This is a genomic window from Mesobacillus stamsii (assembly GCF_030814065.1).
In the GTDB taxonomy this organism is placed as follows: domain Bacteria; phylum Bacillota; class Bacilli; order Bacillales; family Cytobacillaceae; genus Mesobacillus; species Mesobacillus stamsii.
The window spans coordinates 24654-44225 of record NZ_JAUSUN010000012.1 but is presented as its reverse complement, the minus strand read 5'-3'; the positions used below and the strand labels follow the sequence as shown (position 1 = coordinate 44225).

General features: G+C 40.8%; 13 protein-coding genes. 4 read left to right on the top strand and 9 right to left on the bottom strand.

All coding sequences use genetic code 11. From position 1 onward, the window contains the following. Positions 1-6: 6 nt before the first annotated feature. Positions 7-3090 carry an efflux RND transporter permease subunit gene (locus J2S25_RS11160; RefSeq protein ID WP_307191958.1) on the bottom strand — a complete coding sequence of 1028 codons (3084 nt, stop codon included), beginning with the start codon at positions 3088-3090 and terminating at the stop codon, positions 7-9. 366 nt (positions 3091-3456) lie between these two features. Here J2S25_RS11160 and ahpC point away from each other — a divergent pair, with 366 nt between their 5' ends. Both ahpC and ahpF read left to right on the top strand, forming a co-directional pair. Further along, entirely contained in the window at positions 3457-4020 is a 564-nt protein-coding gene (gene ahpC / locus J2S25_RS11155; protein ID WP_307191923.1) for an alkyl hydroperoxide reductase subunit C, read from the top strand. A gap of 13 nt (positions 4021-4033) precedes the next feature. After that, the gene (gene ahpF / locus J2S25_RS11150; RefSeq protein ID WP_307191922.1) at positions 4034-5563 is read left to right on the top strand and encodes an alkyl hydroperoxide reductase subunit F; all 1530 of its coding nucleotides are present in this window, start codon (positions 4034-4036) and stop codon (positions 5561-5563) included. A 241-nt stretch (positions 5564-5804) separates the two neighbouring features. On the opposite strand, the gene J2S25_RS11145 is transcribed toward ahpF, so the two are convergent. Together J2S25_RS11145 and J2S25_RS11140 are read right to left on the bottom strand one after the other, a co-directional pair. Next, the gene (locus J2S25_RS11145; RefSeq protein WP_307191921.1) at positions 5805-7307 is read right to left on the bottom strand and encodes a malate:quinone oxidoreductase; all 1503 of its coding nucleotides are present in this window, start codon (positions 7305-7307) and stop codon (positions 5805-5807) included. 272 nt (positions 7308-7579) lie between these two features. Then, positions 7580-8146 carry a hypothetical protein gene (locus J2S25_RS11140; protein ID WP_044393346.1) on the bottom strand — a complete coding sequence of 189 codons (567 nt, stop codon included), beginning with the start codon at positions 8144-8146 and terminating at the stop codon, positions 7580-7582. Positions 8147-8362: 216 nt separating this feature from the next. Here J2S25_RS11140 and J2S25_RS11135 point away from each other — a divergent pair, with 216 nt between their 5' ends. Continuing rightward, positions 8363-8794, top strand: coding sequence for a MarR family winged helix-turn-helix transcriptional regulator (locus J2S25_RS11135; protein ID WP_044393344.1), 432 nt, complete (start codon positions 8363-8365; stop codon positions 8792-8794). A 3-nt stretch (positions 8795-8797) separates the two neighbouring features. After that, on the top strand, positions 8798-11233 hold the full coding sequence (locus J2S25_RS11130) for an efflux RND transporter permease subunit (RefSeq protein ID WP_307191920.1): 2436 nt from the start codon (positions 8798-8800) through the stop codon (positions 11231-11233). 281 nt (positions 11234-11514) lie between these two features. Here the strand turns inward: J2S25_RS11130 and J2S25_RS11125 are convergent, their stop codons facing one another. From J2S25_RS11125 to J2S25_RS11100, 6 genes are all read right to left on the bottom strand, one after another. Beyond that, entirely contained in the window at positions 11515-12885 is a 1371-nt protein-coding gene (locus J2S25_RS11125; protein WP_307191919.1) for an MATE family efflux transporter, read from the bottom strand. Between the two features lie 637 nt (positions 12886-13522). Continuing rightward, complete coding sequence (locus tag J2S25_RS11120) at positions 13523-13726, bottom strand: hypothetical protein (RefSeq protein WP_307191918.1); 204 nt, start codon at positions 13724-13726, stop codon at positions 13523-13525. 14 nt (positions 13727-13740) lie between these two features. Then, positions 13741-15360 carry a sodium:solute symporter family protein gene (locus tag J2S25_RS11115; protein ID WP_307191917.1) on the bottom strand — a complete coding sequence of 540 codons (1620 nt, stop codon included), beginning with the start codon at positions 15358-15360 and terminating at the stop codon, positions 13741-13743. 195 nt (positions 15361-15555) lie between these two features. After that, positions 15556-17073, bottom strand: coding sequence for a response regulator (locus tag J2S25_RS11110; RefSeq protein ID WP_307191916.1), 1518 nt, complete (start codon positions 17071-17073; stop codon positions 15556-15558). 1 nt (position 17074) lies between these two features. After that, positions 17075-18517 (bottom strand): sensor histidine kinase, encoded by a 1443-nt coding sequence (locus J2S25_RS11105; protein WP_307191915.1) that lies wholly within the window; start codon positions 18515-18517, stop codon positions 17075-17077. Beyond that, the gene (locus J2S25_RS11100) at positions 18514-19479 is read right to left on the bottom strand and encodes a substrate-binding domain-containing protein (RefSeq protein WP_307191914.1); all 966 of its coding nucleotides are present in this window, start codon (positions 19477-19479) and stop codon (positions 18514-18516) included. The genes J2S25_RS11105 and J2S25_RS11100 overlap by 4 nt, the downstream gene beginning before the upstream one ends. Between the last annotated feature and the right edge of the window lie 93 nt (positions 19480-19572).

The following is a 19572-nucleotide window of genomic DNA, read 5'->3' as shown; positions in this document are numbered from 1 at the left end:
CAAGTGTTAATCTTCTCGTATTTCCCGGCGATTCTTTTTAAATAGCTTCGATAACACTTCGTAGACGATCGGTACTACTATCAGTGTTAACAGGGTGGAGCTTGTTAAGCCGCCAATTACCGTGATGGCCAGCCCTTTAGAGATCAAGCCTCCGCCTCCTGAGCCCATAGCCAATGGAATCAGCGCACCGACAGTGGCAATAGCCGTCATCAGAATTGGACGTAATCGCGTAGCACCAGCCTCGAGAATGGCTTCCCGCATCGTCAGTCCATCCCGTTCCATATGAATGATTCGGTCAACGAGTACGATTGCATTCGTTACCACAATACCAATCAGCATCAACAGACCCATCATCACCGAGACGGAAATCGTTTCGCCACCAATAAGTAAGCCGACAAACGAGCCGATTACAGCAAATGGAAGGGAGAAGAGAATCGCAAATGGTGCAACTCCTTCACGGAAGGTGACAACCAAAATGAAGTAAACAATCGCAATTGCTGCGAGCATCGCAACACCTAACTGCGAGAATGTTTCCGTCATGTCTGCTTGAACACCAGCGACGCCTACTTCAACATTCTTAGGAAGGTCTAAGGCGTCAATTGCCTTTTGAGCTTCAGCAGCTGTTTTTGAAATATCATCCTCTGTAACCGTTCCTGAAACAGACGCATAATACTGCCCTTTACTGCGGGCCAGTGTATTCATTGTTGTTCCTTTTTCTACGGTCACTAATTCTGATAATGGTTTCGTTGTTCCCATAGCTGTAGGAACTTCTGTATCCAGCAGATCATCAACCGACTCAGGCTGCTTTTTCTGTTCCTGCTGGACGATGACATCAAGTGAGTTACCATCTTTTTCAATGGTCGTCAATGTATCTTTTGTTTTATTCGGGTTTAGCATCATCACGATTTGCCCTGCTGTTAACCCGTATTGCAGCAATTCATCCTGTTCGACTTTAAAGGTGTATTCCACGTAGGCATCCTCTGCAGTGGAACTTACATCTTCTAAGCCGTTAATTCCTTTCAATTCTTTCTCAGCCAACTTGACAGAGTCAGTAAGTTTTTGAAGATCTTCGCTGTAGAATGTGTAGCTAATCTCGTTCTCCGGCATCGACGTGCCCCCGAAATTTTGGCTCTTCCATTCACCGCTCTGTCCGATATTGAAAACATATTGTTCAATTTCTTTCTTAACATCGGCGAAATTGTCCATTTTAGGATCAAATATCAAGTACATTAATGCGCCGCCAGAACCTGCTCCCAACATTGCAGACATTTGATCCGCTTCTTCGGTAACAGAGATTTGGACAATGTCAATCTCGTCACGCTTTAACATTTCCTCTTCTACTTTTCCTACATTCGCCAAAGTGTCTTCCTTAAGCTCCCCTGCTCCAGGCGTATAGGTTAAATACATCACCTTTTCTTCCTCGCTGCCCATGAAGCTAAAGCCGATTACCGGAGTAAGCGCAAGGCTTCCTGCTAAAAGGACAACCGCAATAAGTGAAGTGATGACTTTATGGTTAAGCACTTTGTTTAAGATATTCTTATACCAGCTCGCCAGTTTTCCAGTCTGTTTGTGGCTGCTGTCTGTTTTTTCACCATATAACTTCTTTCTGAAAAGGAAGTGCGACAAAGCTGGAACGATCGTAATCGCAACAATCAAGGAAGCACCAAGGGCAAATGTCATTGTTAATGCAAATGGTGCAAACAATTCACCTACCATGCCACCCACAAAAATCAATGGTGCAAAAACAGCCACCGTGACGAGAGTTGACGACAAAATTGGTTTGAACATTTCAATTGTCGCTTCACGAACTAAGGCACGTCCAGATAACTTTTCCTCCTTCAAGTGAAGGCGACGGTATATATTTTCTACAACAACAATCGAATCATCTATTACCCGCCCAATGGCAACCGTGATTGCCCCAAGCGTCATAATATTAAGCGTTATTCCCAGCCAATTCAACAGCAGAAGTGACATGAAAATCGAAACTGGAATCGAGATAATCGAGATAATCGTAGACTTGAAATCTCGTAAAAATAACAGAATAACCAAGACCGCAATCAATCCGCCAAAAATAGCTTTTTCCACCATCGTTGTTACAGAATCTTCAATAGGTTTTCCCTGATCCAGTGACACTTCAATCGAGAGGCCATCCGTTTTACTCTGTTCTTCTTTGACTAAATCCTTTATGGCATTCACTACATCCACTGTATTTGCTTGCTGCTCCTTAACAACTTGGATGGCGATCGCATCCTTGCCATTTGTACGCGAAATGGATTGTACTTTGCCTACAAGATCAACCTCTGCAACCTCACTAAGCTTTATAAAAGGAGATGGATTTGCTTGCGATGGTGTGACAGGAATCAGCATATTCTTCAGCTGTTCCGTCGTTGTGAACTTGCCATCAACCGCAACGGCCTGCTCGCCTTCTTTAAATTCGAAAAGTCCAAGCGAAACGCCTAAATTACTTGCCTGAATCATTTCTTTGACTTTCTCTTCCGTCAAACCGAACTGCTTCAGTTTCGCTTCATTATATGCGAGATTCACTTCTTCTATATGCTGTCCTGTAATCGTAACCGAAGCGACTCCGTCTATTTTATCGATCTTCGGAAGCAGGATATCCTCGACTGTTGTTGTTAGTTCAACAATGTCCTCTTTCGAGCTGCTGACACTTAGTGCCATGATCGGCATCATGTTCATGCTGATGCTCGTGATCGTAGGCTCCTGTGCACCTTCCGGGAGTTGAATTGCATCCAGAGTCGACTGCAATGCCCGCTTGGCTTCATCCATATCAATTCCATATTCATACTCAACCTGAATATTGGATAGATTGGAATAAGAATTGGAATAAACGTACTTTACATTTTCCAGTCCATCGACCGCTTTTTCTATTGGGATGGACACATCATCCATTACCTTTTGCGGAGTGGCCCCGGGATAAACATCCATCACCATCAAATACGGGATCGATATATTTGGAATTGTCTCCATATTCATACGTGTACCGGAATATATTCCTGAAACCGTGATGATGATGGTTAGCAGCCAAACAGCCAGTTTATTTCCAAGCACAAAATTGACTAGATTTTTCACTATTGCACCTACCTTATTCATCATTTTTCTATCCATTCTAATGATAGTGACTGACCGGTCATCTGTCAATTTTATAAACAATTAGACCACTCCGTCTTTACAAAAACCAGGATTTTAAAATAGATTCCGACAAGCAATGGCAATTGGTGGATTTAATAGGACGGCATTGATAAAATATATATAAAGGTCTGAAAAACATGAATGAAAGAAAATGGGATATACTAATACGGTTCACTTGACACTTTTTATATTTTATATAATAATCGTTACTGTATTAGAATTATTCTAGTTTACCAAATAGTTAACTGAATCATTCAGGGAAACTATTTCAAAAATAATTCACCAATTTTAAGGAGGAAAATAATCATGGCATTAATTGGAACTCAAGTTTTACCATTCACAGCAAACGCATTCCACAACGGAGAATTTATTACAGTTACAGAAGAAAACTTAAAAGGAAAGTGGAGCGTTGTAGTATTCTACCCTGCAGACTTCACATTCGTATGCCCTATTGAGCTTGAAGACATGCAAAACGAATACGCTACTCTAAAAAAATTGGGAGCGGAAGTTTACTCTGTTTCCACTGATACACACTTTACGCATAAAGCATGGCATGATCACTCAGAAGCGATCAGGAAAATTGAGTACATCATGATTGGCGATCCTTCCCAGAAGGTTACTCGAAACTTCGATGTATTGAACGAGGAAGATGGACTTGCAGAACGCGGAACTTTCATCATCGATCCAGACGGCATTATCCAAACTGTTGAAATCAACGCAGGTGGAATCGGCCGTGACGCAAGCCAAGTAGTAAACAAGCTGAAAGCAGCACAATATGTACGCAATAACCCAGGCGAAGTTTGCCCTGCAAAATGGAAAGAAGGCGAAGCAACACTTAAGCCAAGCCTTGATCTTGTCGGAAAGATTTAAGGGGAACTAACCCATGTTATTAGATGCAGAAATAAAAGCACAATTAGCCCAATATCTTCAGATGATGGAAGGCGATGTGCTGCTTAAAGTTAGCGCGGGATCAGATGATGTTTCACGAGACATGCTATCTTTAGTAGATGAATTGGCAGCAATGTCATCACGTATTAAAGTGGAGCATGCCGAATTGGAAAGAACACCTAGTTTCAGCGTCAACCGTATTGGCGAAGATACCGGGGTTACTTTTGCAGGTATCCCTTTAGGTCATGAGTTCACTTCATTAGTTCTAGCTCTGCTGCAGGTTAGCGGAAGAGCTCCTAAGGTCGACAAGAAAGTCATCGACCAGATTAGAGAAATTACAGATGAATATCGATTTGAAACCTATGTAAGCCTAAGCTGCCATAATTGTCCTGATGTTGTACAAGCCCTGAACGTGATGAGCATTTTCAATCCTAGCATTTCCCATGTCATGATTGACGGTGCTGCTTTTAAAGGGGAAGTAGAAAGCAAGCAGGTAATGGCGGTGCCAACCGTATTCCTTAATGGCGAGCCATTCGGAAGCGGACGTATGTCTCTTGAAGAAATCCTTGCGAAGTTGGGCTCTGGCCCGGATGCAGCTGAGCTGGATGATAAAGAGCCTTATGATGTTCTTGTTGTCGGAGGGGGGCCAGCTGGTTCTAGCGCAGCCATCTATGCAGCTCGTAAAGGAATCCGAACCGGCATCATTGCGGAACGCTTTGGCGGACAAGTCATGGATACATTAGCCATTGAGAACTTCATCAGTGTGAAGCATACAGAAGGACCAAAGCTCGTTGCAAGTCTTGAGGAGCATGTGAAAGAATATGGTGTTGATATCATGAACCTGCAACGCGCAAAGCGACTTGAGAAAAAAGACATGATTGAGGTCGCACTCGAGAATGGTGCGGTTCTCAAAAGCAAAACGGTTATTATTTCAACTGGTGCCCGCTGGCGGAATGTCAACGTACCAGGAGAGGAAGAATTTAAGAACAAAGGGGTTGCCTACTGTGCACACTGTGATGGTCCTTTGTTCGAAGGAAAAGACGTCGCTGTTATTGGCGGAGGAAACTCCGGTATTGAAGCAGCAATCGACCTTGCCGGGATTGTAAACCACGTAACAGTAATCGAGTTCGCTCCTGAACTAAAGGCGGATGCCGTTTTACAGGAACGTCTGAACAGCCTGCCCAATGTTACAGTCGTGACGAATGCACAAACAACGGAAATTACCGGAGCAGATAAAGTAAACGGAATTTCATATGTCGATCGTGCATCAAGTGAAGAACATCACGTTGAATTACAAGGTGTATTCGTCCAGATCGGCCTAGTACCGAACACAGAATGGCTCAAGGACACGCTTGAACGCACTCGCTTCGGTGAGATTGTCGTTGATAAGCATGGTGCCACAAACCTACCTGGCGTTTTCGCTGCAGGCGACTGTACAGACAGTGCATACAAACAAATCATCATTTCAATGGGATCAGGCGCAACCGCAGCATTAGGTGCATTTGATTACCTGATTCGTAACTAACAAAGACCGCTTTGCTGCCAATTGAGCAGCAGGCGGTTTTTTTGACAACTTTGCTCGCTCTACCCTCGAACCTGTCAAAATAACAGCGGTTTCTTGACAACTTTGAACCCTTCACCCTCCAACCTGTCAAAATAACGAACCCATAGCACTACTAATCTACCAATGAGAAGCAGCTAACCACTTTAATCACTTTTCTACCAAAAACCTTCAATCCTCTAAAAGGGGATCGAAGGTGGGAATCTTACATACTATGAACTTGTTGTTTATCGTTCAACCCGAGTACGTGGGCTGTAGATTCCTGGATCTCGTGGAATAGTTCCGGATTGGCCGCTAAAGATATTCCATAGGAAGGAATCATCTCCATGATTTTATCTTTCCATTCGAACATTTTTTCCGGGAAGCATTTTTCGAGCACTTCAAGCATGACGTTTACTGCTGTCGATGCACCAGGCGATGCGCCTAGTAAAGCTGCAACGGATCCATCTGAAGCATGGACGACTTCTGTACCGAATTGAAGTGTGCCTTTGCTTGATTCTGTGTCCTTGATGACTTGTACACGTTGACCCGCGACTACCACTCCCCAATCCTCGCTCTTGGCGTTCGGTATGAATTCACGCAATTCTTCCATGCGCTTTTCGTTGGAAAGCATTACTTGTTCAATCAGGTATTTCGTCAAGTCCAGTTCTTTCATTCCTGCGGCAAGCATCGTTACGATGTTATCCGGCTTTACCGAACGAATCAAATCAAGGTTTGAGCCTGTCTTTAAGAACTTAGGAGAGAATCCTGCGAAAGGGCCAAATAACAACGTCTTTTTGTTATCGATGAATCTTGTATCAAGATGCGGCACGGACATCGGTGGCGCCCCAACCTTCGCCTTTCCATATACCTTCGCGTGGTGCCTGTCCACTATTTTAGGGTTGTTGCAGACTAAAAATAAGCCACTTACAGGGAATCCGCCAATCTGCTTGGATTCAGGTATCCCAGTTTTTTGCAGCAACGGCAAGCTTCCTCCCCCGCCTCCAATAAAGACAAACTTGGTTTTATGAAATTCCACAGTACCGGTAGTGAGATTTTTGACCTTGACTTCCCATAAGCCATCACTTTCGCGTTTGATATCATTCACACTATGCTTATAGTGGATCTTGACATGTTGACCCTCCAAATGCTCAAACAACATCCTCGTTAAAGCACCAAAGTTTACATCGGTACCCGAATCTATTTTTGTTGCCGCAATCGGTTCAGTAGATGTCCGGCCTTCCATGACTAACGGCATCCATTCTTTCAGCTTTTCCGGGTCATCTGAGAACTTCATTCCCTGGAACATAGGAATAGCCGAAAGCGCTTTATATCTTTTTTTCAAAAAGGTTACCTCATTTTCTCCTTCTACTAAACTCATGTGTGGCAGAGGCCTGATAAAACCTTGAGGATTGTGAATGAGATCGCTTTTTACAAGATAAGACCAAAATTGTCTTGAAAGCTGGAATTGTTCATTCACATGAATGGCCTTGGTAATATCGATTGAACCATCCGCTTTTTCAGGTGTATAGTTCAACTCACAGAGGGCTGCATGTCCAGTACCGGCATTATTCCACTCATTGGAGCTCTCTTCGCCTGCTGAAGAAAGTTTTTCGAACACTTTGATTTCCCATTCTGGTGCTAACTGTTTCAGTAACGATCCCAATGTTGCACTCATCACACCAGCACCAATCAAGATCACGTCTGTAGCTTTCTGTATGCTGCTCATTTTATCCATCCTTGCCCCATATATTGGAGTTAGCGCGTCTGATTGAGACACACTTCTTCCGATTTTGTTAAAACCTTAACATAATCTATTAAAAAAATTGGTCAAAGCTATTTACTGATAATTATAAACTATTTTGCCACTGTAAAAAAGTGTGAAGTCATCCTAAAATCCGAACACATACAAAACAGGCCAAACAATAGAAACAATGGCCCGATAAGAGGATGCTATGAAAAATTCTAAGGTTATCACGTTGTACTCGAAAAACAAACTGTTTAGCCATTCCTTCTATCCCTTAATATAAGCATCCCTTTCGTAAACCAATAAGACAAGAAAACTACCCCAATATCAATGAGAAAAATATAAAATTGATGCATTCCTCGCTCCATCTTCACTAAGCCAATAAAGTTTTCAAATGTTGCGAAGCCGAAAGCGAAAACCACACTAAGCAAGACAGAATATAGATAAAAATTCTTATTATGATTCGTACAATATTGATAGACAAGCAAGAAACCAACTGGCAAGGCAGACGCTGTCATACTAAAAGCTTGAGGAAACCAGGGCGAGAGGAAGTAGGTATGGATGAAAAGACCATAATTTGCAAGGACCAGTTCGACATATGTCCATAGGATATGAACCGTATAACCAAAGAAAAAAATCTCGAATATTCTGTTCCGATCAATGAAAAAATACAGCAAAACCAACGGCAGCAGAAGCAAGGCTAAAACTACCCAGAACTGCCAATTTCCGAAACCTGAGTATTGGTGCCAATAGGAAGTGATTAACTGTGTCAATTCATCGTTTTTTTCCGTTATTTGCTTCCAATATTCCTGGTAACTCACTGAAATAACCCCCACCGATTTTTTTCTTTTCATCAGTTTCCGCTAAAGCTAACAATTTTATACCAAACACCAAGATAGAGGGAAAATTAGTCAAACATTGCATAATTTTTACCGAGGATATAAAATCATCAAAATTATCATCTTAAAAGGTTTAAAAATTAAATAGTTTTATTTTAAAACTATTTATGGTAATATACTTTTCGGGAGGTAATTACTATGCTCAAAAAACCAATTGATTATGAAAAAATTGATTATCTGATTTCCCATTTGATTAGAAGTCTTGGAAAGGAAACACAGGAAATTTTTGAGGAAAAAATTACAATTCCTCAATTTATTGTTCTTCAAACCATCTCTAAAGAGAAAAGATGTAATTTAAAAGATATAGTCAACGAACTAGGGACTACGACTGGAGCTGTCTCTTTATTAATTGATAAAATGACTAAATTGGATTATGTCCTCAGAGAGAGAGATACAACCGATAGAAGGCTTATTTGGATAAGTTTTACAAAAAAAGGTGCGGAATTATATGACCAAATCACCCAAAAAAGAAATGAAGTTTTAGAACATTATTTTAGTAAGTGGACAGAAGAAGAAACAAAGACGTTTATGAATTTACTTACAAAAGCGTTCTCGGAGAAAGGGGAATAATACATGAAGTCATTATTTTCAGCGATTGGTAAATGGATTACGGAGAAATCATTCATATCCATTATATTCATAATCTTAATAACAGTAATTATGGTTATCGGAGCAACTAAAATTGAAGTGAAAACAGGTCAAGATATGATGATTCCAGCTGATGATCCTGTTTTCCAAGATAATCTTCGTTTTCAAAACGAATTTGGCGGTGAATCCATTTTTGTGTTGTTATCGGGGGACAAAGAAAAGATTCTTTCCTCAATTGATGAAATAAATGGAATACAAACAGAGTTAACTAATAATCCTTTAATTGATAATGTATTTAGCCCAGCATCGATTGTTGAATTGGCAGTTGATAAAGCACAACAACAGCAAGAAGCATTTCAACAACAGACAAATCAGGCAGTTGATGCAGCAGTCAACCAAGCTATTCAAACAGCAAAAGAACAAGGTGCTTCAGAAGAAATGCAAGCAAAAGTGGCAGAAGAAACAAAATTACAAGTAATGCAACAAATAGAAATCCAATATGGTGCGCAAATCTTGCAAATGGAAAAAATAGGAGAACCATCATTATCAAACGAGACTTTTGTTAAAACCGTTCTTTTTGATGAAAAAGGAAATGTTCAAGAATTGGCTAATAAGCTTTTACCGCAAAATGGACAGCATGCAGTAATGGTTATAAAATTAGCGGGGAATTTATCGATTGATGATATGAACCAAGCTGTTCATGATGTAGAAACTACATTTCAGGACAAAGGCATTAACGGCCTAGAATCCCTTGTATCAGGAACACCCAAATTAACACAAGCCATACAAGATAGCATGACGAAAGATATGGCAGTTATGCTGGGTCTGTCCGTTGTCCTTATGTTCGTAATCTTATTAATTGTATTTCCAGTTAAATGGCGTTTATTAACTTTGCCGATTGTGCTTCTTGGAATTGTTTGGACATTTGGATTAATGGGATATTTAGGTATCCCACTTAGTATGGTAACAATGGCAATCCTCCCAATCTTAATAGGTCTAGGAGCGGACTTTGCTATTCAGTTCCATAACAGATACGACGAAGAATTTACAAAATCAGGCAATGCAAAAGAATCCGTTATTACTTCCATTAAGCATATGGGACCAGCAGTCGGTATAGCCGTCATTACGATGGCAGCAGGATTTATTACCTTATTGGTTTCCAAAGTTCCAATGATTCAAGACTTTGGCAAAATGTTAGCTGTTGGGGTCTTTATTATTTATATTCTTGAATTATTTTTGATGTTTGCCATCTTAAACATTCGTGATAGAAATAAAAGTCAAACTGTTAAAAAACAACATTCAAATAAGATAGAAAAAGCGCTTGGGTGGTTAGCAAAAAAAGTGGTTGCCAACCCACTGATTGTTTTATTGTTAGCAATTGGCTTATCAATTGGTAGTTTTACATTTGAGGATAACCTTCGTGTGGAAACAGATATTGAAAAACTGATGCCACAAGATTCACCCGCCTTAATAGGGTTAAATAAAATTAGGGATACGATAGGTTCAACTATGGAAATGAATTTTATGATTGAATCTGAAGACGTAACGACACCAGAAATGCTTCAATGGATGGAAGAATTCGAAAAAAGTCAGCTGAATAAATACGAAGCCATTGAATCTTCAACAAGCATGGCATCTGCTTTGATGATGATGAATGATGGTCAATTGCCTGATAATAACGATCAAATTAACCAGTTAATTGAATCTCTACCAGAAGCAATGAAATCATCTATGATTACAAAAGATAAAAAAATGGCATCCATTACCTTTAGCGTGAAAAATATGGGAATGGAACAGCAAAAAGAATTAATAGAAGCCATCGAAAATGACATTCAACCACCTGATGGGGTAGAAGTAACTTCAACCGGTATGATGGTTCTTGCAGTGAAAAGCATTAGCACTTTAACAGACAACCGTCACTTCTCCACTTTCTTAGGAATTGGCGCAGTGTTTTTCAGTTTACTTGTCCTTTACCGTCGAATAAAACAAGCGTTATATCCAATTGTCCCTATTGTACTTGTCATTGGTTGGTCTGCAGCAATGATGTATTTCTTAGATGTTGCTATTAACCCCTTAACAGCCGTGCTAAGTGCATTGATATTAGGGATAGGAACCGAATTCACGATCCTTCTCATGGAAAGGTATCAAGAAGAAAGGGAAAAGGGAATAGAATCAAAGGAAGCTATGGTAACGGCTATGACGAAAATTGGACGTGCGATTACAGCATCTGCTTTAACCGTTATTGGTGGATTTAGTACGCTAATCTTTTCTGATTTTATCATGTTAAGAGCGTTTGGAATTACGACCGTATTAGATACAATGTTTTGTTTAATCAGTACACTATTAGTCTTGCCTTCAATAATTATCCTTTTTGAAAACAAATGGGGCACAAAAAAAATAAAAAATGCCCAAACTGAATAAGAAAGTGCAAGTGGTTAGGAGTCTGTCCGACGGAGTGAAATCCACGTATTTCTATTCAAAATGAATGTTTTTAGACAATAAAACGGATGAATAGGAAGCATTATCGCATAATTATACGCTAAAAATTTTTATCGGACAGACTCGCTGTAGCTGGATAACGCGCAAAGAATGTTAGCGATTGTGCTAAAATTATGCATTAGACATAAATCCATAACCAATTCCTAATTTGTCATGATGAATGCAAAGAAGCAGTGCACTAGGTATAAGCTGCACTGCTTCCTTCATTCCCTTTTACTGTATTCATTTAGGGCGGATGTTCTTTTAGCCCTAACTTTAAATCGATAGAACAAGTAGATCGCACGAACATATAAATCAATTGCAATGGAAATCCAGACTCCTGCGATTCCCATTTCGAATTGGATTCCCAGTATGTACACTCCTATTACCCTAATAACCCACATTCCAATTGCAGTACTATACATAGGGCTCTTAGTGTCCCCTGCCCCCTGCAAAGCTCCTGCCAATACTAAACCAACCGCCAATGCCGGCTGAGCAAAGGCATCAATTCTTAATGCTGTCACTACCATATCTACAGCGTTTTTATCAGTCGTAAACCAAGTTGCAAACCAAGGTGACAAGAAGAACAATATCGCCCCGATCAATGACATAAATACGACAGCCACCCATGTAGTCAGCATTCCATATTCAAACGCCTCTTTAGACTGTTTAGCCCCTATACTTTGACCTACAAGAGTGGTAGCCGCTATAGCTAATCCATATCCAGGCATATAAGAAAAGGTTTCAATATTTCCGGCAATTGTATGCGCAGCATATGTATCCGCTCCAATTTTTACAATCAGCCCAAAGTAGAGGACCTGCCCCAGCCGCATGATTAATCTTTCGATTGCTGCAGGAGTAGACAGCTTGATGATTGAATGAGCATCTTTTGTTGATCGAGTTCCCATTAAACGAAAGGATACTTGAGACTTTTTTATATAAAAATATAATGCCAAAGTCCCGATTATACGTACAATGACCGTAGCCCATGCTGCACCAGCTACTCCCAGCCCCGTTAACCCAAGAACGCCAAAAATCAAGATATAATCCAACCCAATATGCAAAATGTTAATCCACCAGCTGACCTTCATTGGCGTTTTCGTGTCTCCTGCAGCGCGCAGAATGCTGCCAAATGTAAACATGAGAGCGATAAAAACGGATGAGATTCCAACAATTTTGAAATATGTTACTCCGTCTGCTAGAACCTTGGAATCGGCTCCCATCAGCTGAAGTAATGGTTCACTGAAAAATATGGTGATCAGTCCAAAAAGAAGTCCAATAATTGCTGAAATAAACGTTGACTGACGAGCAACTGATTTTGCCTTTTCCAAATCCCCTGCCCCGATATTCCTTGCTATCAAAGAAGAAGTTCCAACGCCTATCGCCATAAAGATGGCAATATATACTGCCAAGATGGCATTCGCAACACCAACTGCAGTAACTTCGTTTAAGCCTAACTTGGCAACAAACAAGGTGTCTACAAAACCAACAACGGTTTGGAGAATGTTTTCAATCATCGCCGGAATAGCTAGAGCAAGAATGACAAATAATTTTTGCTTTGTTGTTTTATTTTGCTGGATTTCAGCCTCCTGCATTCTTTCATCCCCCCTTATCGAATAAAATCATCAAAATTGGATGTCTACGACCATGATGATGGCCATTGTGAAGGTTATGATTAATGCCCACCTTCCAATATAATATCCCCCCAGGTGGGTAATGTCATTTTATTTCTAGTTTAATCGTCACAAACCCTTGCAGATAGAATCATTTTTTCTATTCATTCTTATTCACCGTACAAATGCACTCGAACTAAAAGAAACTTTAGAAAGATTTTACTGGAAAAGGGTTAAAGCTATCCAAACTAGTGTTATCTTCGGACCGGTTTGTCGATTTCGATGTGCTAGGAGTCTGTCCGATATAAATTTTTTAGTGTATAATTACGCGATGCTTCCTATTCATCCGTTGTATTGTATAAAAACATTCATTTTGAATAAAAATACGTGGATTTCACTCTGTCGGACAGACTCTTAGCCGTTAGAGCGGAAGAAAAAAGGGGTTCCATAAAGTCTCTATTTGACTTTTGGATGCCCCTTTTTGTTTTTTAAAGTTTCGCGATCTGACGTCTTTTGTTCAGGGTAGTTGGCAATAAATTCCTTTAGAAAGTTTGGAATTATAGTTGTCAAGTTCCTCAAAATAGTCTTCATCGGCTTCATAGTTGAGTGTTGCAAATAATCATTCTTGATCCGGATTTTTAAAATACAATCCTAAAAAGAACGCTCCTACTATTGTTGTGACAATTCCCCAAATTAAGTTAATGTTCACACCATGAAGTGATTCTAGTTCAGGCTTAGTTATAAGGCCGGTGAGAAAGATAATGATTCCAATAATCGTTAGCACGAGTCCGATATTTACCCTTAAGTCCAAGAAAATTTTCAAGTTTTGCGCCTCCTTTAGAATAACCAAATGTTGATAAGAACCATTACGATCATGGAGATCGCCCCTAATACAGTAGGCTTGCGATACCATGGCAAATGGGCATGGTTTATTTTTTTGCTCATTCCATAGACAAGACCAACAAGTTCTTTTTCCTCTTTTGGTTTAGTAACGAAGCTTACACCCGTCTCGACCACAAATGCAGCAAAGAATGCCCACCATGCTCTCCAAAAGTTTCCGGCAGCAGGACTTGCATAATGATCGGCTGGAAGTCCGTAATAAAGAATGGCCGCGGTGGCAATGCCGGCTGAAAGGCCCCAAAAGCCGCCCCAAGGAGTTGCTTTTTTCCAAAACATCCCCAACAAGAAAATCGCAAACAACGGAGCATTGAAAAAGCCGAATAAAGTCTGCATGTAGTCCATTATACTCGGGAAGCCCATAACGATATAGGCAGTAAAGATACTGATGATAATTCCCGCAACCGTTGAAATGCGTCCCATTAACAGATAGTGTTTGTCAGAAGCGTTTTTATTAAGATACGCTTGATAAATGTCATATGTCCAAATTTGATTGAATGCGGTTACATTACCAGCCATACCTGACATGAACGAAGCTAGTAATGCCGTTATCCCCAATCCTAATAAACCGGGAGGATAATACTTTGCCATTAATAACGGGAGAGCCATATTGTAATCACCCACACCGCTTGCCTGGCCTAATGATGGCAAAAGAATAATCGCAGCCATTCCAGGTATGACCGTAAGGATTGGCATGAGCATTTTTGGAAAAGAAGCAAGAATCGATGTGTTTTGAGCTGCAGTCATGTCTTTGGCAGCCATTGCCCTTTGTACAACAAGAAAGTCTGTAGTCCAGTAACCAAAGGAAAGGACGAAACCAAGTCCAAGCACAATCCCTAGCCACTCAACATTCATGCCGTTCCCTGCAGTTGTAGCCGTTCCTTGCCAAGCGTGGCTAAAACCATCCGGAAGACGTGCCAGTAAACTGTTCCAGCCGCCGACGTCTTTTAAAGAAAGAAAGGTAATTGGCAACAGACCAATCCAAATTAAGAAGAACTGAATAACCTCATTATAAATGGAAGAAGTTAATCCACCAATCGCTACATAGACAAGAACAATCACCGCTGATAGTAAAATACTGGTGGTCATCGACCAACCAAGCAATACCTTTAAAATAAGTGCCATGGCATACAAGCTTATCCCTGACATTAGCACGGTCATGACCGCAAAGGAAATGCCATTTAACGCTCGGGTTGCCTCGTTATACCGAAAATTTAGATATTCCGGAACAGAACGGGCTTTGGAACCATAGTAGAAGGGCATCATCCAAACGCCAAGAAAAATCATCGCCGGAACTGCACCAATTAAGTAATAGTGGACGGTCATTATTCCATATTGATAACCGCTGGCAACCATTCCTAACATTTCAAGTGCACCCAGATTTGCTGATAAAAAAGCAAGACTAGTGATCCACCCAGGGATGGAACGGTCAGAGAGGAAGAAATCTGAACCCGTTTTCATTTTATCCTTGAGGGCGACTCCAACTAGAATTACAAAGATAAAATAGACTGCAATGATAACATAATCCACTAATTGTGGATGGAGTATTGCGTCACTCATTGTACCTTCTCCTTTCAAATTATGGTAGATTAATAAATGAATCCGTTTACATATTTTATGGTATCACAATTCCATTCGGCAAAAAGGTCATATCCCTTCACTTCCTTGCTATCCTTCTAGACTCATTTATCTTTGAAAAAAATGCTCGTAGAAGTGAATAGCACTTTTTTGCCTAGAACCGCAAAAAAATCCACCTTATAAAAAGGTGGATAGTTGCTGGCGGTAGTCAGTTGGCGTCATTCCTGTCACTCTTTTGAACACCCTGCTAAAATAGTTCGGGTCCTTATACCCTACTTCATAACAGACTTCCTTCAAGCTTATAGTCATCTCCGCCATCAATTCTTTTGCCTTTTGAATACGAATATCTGTTAGATAATCGGTAAATGTTTTCCCGTTTTCACTCTTAAAAATTTTACTAAAATAGTACGGACTCAAATTAACATGCTCGGCTGTCTGTTCCATTGATAGATCCTCACGGTAATGTTCTTGAATAAATTTTCGTGCACGCTCCATGACATCCATTGCCTTATTCCCTTTATGCTGTAAAATAGTGTGAATCATCATTTGAAGTCTCTTTTCAGCTATCTCTTGCAATTCTTGGAAATCGGCTGCGACAATTGTTCCTTCCTCTAGATGGATACCAAACTGACGGAAATAGCGGCTGATGATCGCTAGTAAACCTACAACGGCATCCCTGCAAGATTTCAGATCGCTGTCTGAATCCTGTTTAAGACGATCAAACATCTGGCGGAAACTAGAAATTATTTCATTTATGTCCATGCTTTTAAAACCGTCCCAGCTTGGATTCATCAGAATATCCTCATAATGCCGGATGTTAATGTTAATGTTTTTTTCACCAAGAGCATGGATTGCTTCTTGATATGACTGGCGCAAACCTTCGAGCTTGGTTTGGATGGAGCCAATGCCAATGGAAACCTCTAGACGGAACCGATCCTGCATATAGTCGCTTAATTTTTGGGCCAGTTCTATCGCATCAATCCTTAAGGAGTATCCCTGTTTTGTTCGATCCACTGCAGGAAAGAAGACAATTTGATTCCCAATCATCGGGCCGGCAACACAGGAAACATTTGTTTTCATAAAATTTTTCGCTGCTTCATATAGCTTTCTTTTATCCTTGTTCAATGAATTAATCGGAAGGGCAAGCACGAGGCAATAGCCTGTCTCTATTTGAAATTGGGACAGCTCTGCCAGACGCACAAGATTCAACTCCTGCACCTGGTCGACCATTATCATCATTGCCATTTCGCTTTCCACCAGTGGCATTAACTCCGTCAATTTCTCCTGCATCTTCAGGCTTTCTCGCGTCTTTTCCTTTTCCTCATCCAGCTCCTTGGTCAATCTTTGCAAGAGGGAAACCACCTGCTCTCTTTTAGCCGGCTTTAAGATGTATTCCTTGATCCCAATCGGAACCGCTTCCTTGGCATAGGAAAAATAATCATATGCCGTAATCACAACCATCTTTGTTTTTGGATTCATTTCGCGGATTCTTTTTAATGCATCCAAACCCTGAATCCCGGGCATTTTGATATCCATCAGCACAATATCCGGCTGGTTTTCCTCCGCCTGTTCAATCGCTTCTCGTCCATTTTTTGCATGGAAAATTTTATATTGGCCTGGCAGATATTTATTTAAAATGAACTCTAGGCCTTCCCGTTCCAATGCTTCATCATCAGCAATCAAAATACGATTCACCTTAAACAACCCCTTGTTCCTTTATTTTATCAGGCAGGTTAAAAATCACTGTTGTTCCGGTCGGCTGCTCGGCGGCAATATCCACAAGCTTGTCTTTTCCGTAAAATAGGTGGAGACGTTTAAACACATTTTTTGTCCCCAGTCCTGTCGAATGGCCTTTTGAGATCGGAAGAGCATCTTCCTGATCGAAGTTAAGCAGTGCACTTCGTATCTCCTCCGTTATTCCACTCCCATTATCTGAAATTCGAATTTCAATGCTGTCCACCAGTTTTCTTACTGTTAAACGGATGACGGCACCTTGTTCCATCCCTTCAATCCCATGGACAAAGGCATTTTCGATGATTGGCTGCAAGGTCAGGCAAGGGATCAGCTGATCCAAAGCTTCTTCCTCAATTTCGGAAATAAAGCTTACTCGGTCGCGGAACCTCGCTTTTTGGATGATGAAATATTCCTTGGCATGGTTAATTTCCTCCCGCAATGTCACAGGTTGATCAAGCTTTCTAAGATTATATCGGATTAAATTGGAAACAGATACGGTCAAATCGCTAGTTTCTTCTGCCCCTTCTATCATCGCAAGATTAGAAAGAATATTTAAGGTATTAAATAAAAAATGTGGGTTGATTTGGCTCTGCAAGGCTTTCAGTTCCAGCTCCTTAACTACTTTATCTTTTTGAAGACTTTCCAAGTTTTTGGCCATCAGATCGCGAATGTCCTTTAGCATTTGCCGGAAAGTTTCGGAAAGGATGCCAATCTCATTTCTCTCAGGAAAACGCGGAAATTCAATAGCTAAATTTCCCTTGGAAACCTGCCGCGCCGCCTGAACCAGCCGGCTGATAGGATGAGTGATGCTATCTGACAAGAGGATGGCAAAACCGGCACTAAGCAGAATGGTCACTACAACCATGTACGCTCCTAATCTATTCATTTTTTCCGTTTGGGTTAAGATATCATAGTAGAGTGGCTGGTAAAAGCTTAATTCCAAATCAACAAGATTTTCACCCTCTTCCTGCAGAAATCGAGCTGTTTTTTCTGCTTTGGCATAACGCTGTGTATAAGCTTCCAAGTCCTTTTGTTCAAAAGAACGGATGACTTCCGATTCCTGCTCGATCAATGTTCCAACCGTGTGATAGAAGTCCTCCTTTGCAAGAGCGTTAGCCCCTTTAAAGTTCGCCAAGGCTGGACTTTCTTTTAATTTTTTCAGTTTCCGTTGATGCTGAGTAAACTCCGATAAGGTGGACGGGGTTGGATTAATCAAATAGTGATTAAGGGAACGGAGAGTTTGCTCCGTCTCATCTGTCGCTTGCTTGTAAAGCAAGATACGATCCATCATAATGTTATAATTTTCCTGGACTTGTTTTCCACTTTGAAAAACAAACAAAAAAACGCCGTTTAAAAGGAGGACCAGTGCCGGAATGAAAATGAATAGCTTGGTGCGAATATTCATTTTACATTCCCCCTATTCAAAATATGGATATCTGTGTAACGAGTAGTCGATACTGTTTGATTTTTGAAAAATTGATCGAGCATTTGGATGGAATCATAGCCCATTCTATAAGGCTGCTGGACAATTGATGCTTCGATTTTTCCCTGTTTGATAGCGAAAATGGTTTCCGGTAAATCATCAAAGCCAAACACTCTGATGTGATCTTTCTTGAGTGTTTTAGCAGCCTGAACAATGGCGACGCCGTCCAGTGCGCTTGTTCCAATAAGAACTTGAATCTCCGGATTTTTTTTTAGCATTTTTTCTGCCTGCTGCTCCGCCAGAATTTGCGATATGCTCGAAGATTGTATATCCACTACCTTGATATCGGGATAGTGTTGCACAATCGATAAAAAGCCCTGTAATCTGAGTTTGTGATTTTCTGCCGTATTGCTGCCGATTATCACGCCAACCTGCCCTTTTCCCTTTTGAGCTTTAACAACTAACTCCCCAAGTTTTTCTCCGGAGGCAAAGTTGTCCGTTCCTACATAGGCTAAACGTCGCGTACCAGGTGCATCGGTGTCTACAGTAATAACCGGAATTCCCTGGGCCATTGCCTCATCCATCAGGGAGGCAAACTCCTCTCCCACTGTTCCTTGGACCATGATGGCATCCGCTTTTGCGGCAATAGCTTTATGAAAATAATCCAGTTGTTCGTTTGGATTAATATGAGCAGGCCCGATATATTCCAGGTTCATGTTGAATTTTCCGGCTGCATCTACTGCCCCCTGCTCTATGGTTTTCCAATAAGGATTGTCAAGCTCCTGTGTAATGAGAATAACATGGGGGCCAGACGCAGACTCAAACTGGTTTGTTTTTTTAACGGAGCTTTGAATCTTAGCGGAGGCGAATAATAGTTGAATGAAAAGATAGATAAATACGAGGAGCAGGATTACAAGCCCCACATGCCATTTTTTTATAGTCAAACTAACTCCCTCCTTTGAATCGTTGATGAACGATGATAGCTGCATACACTATTCTTCATGATAACTTAATCCTACTATTTTGAGTACTGGCTA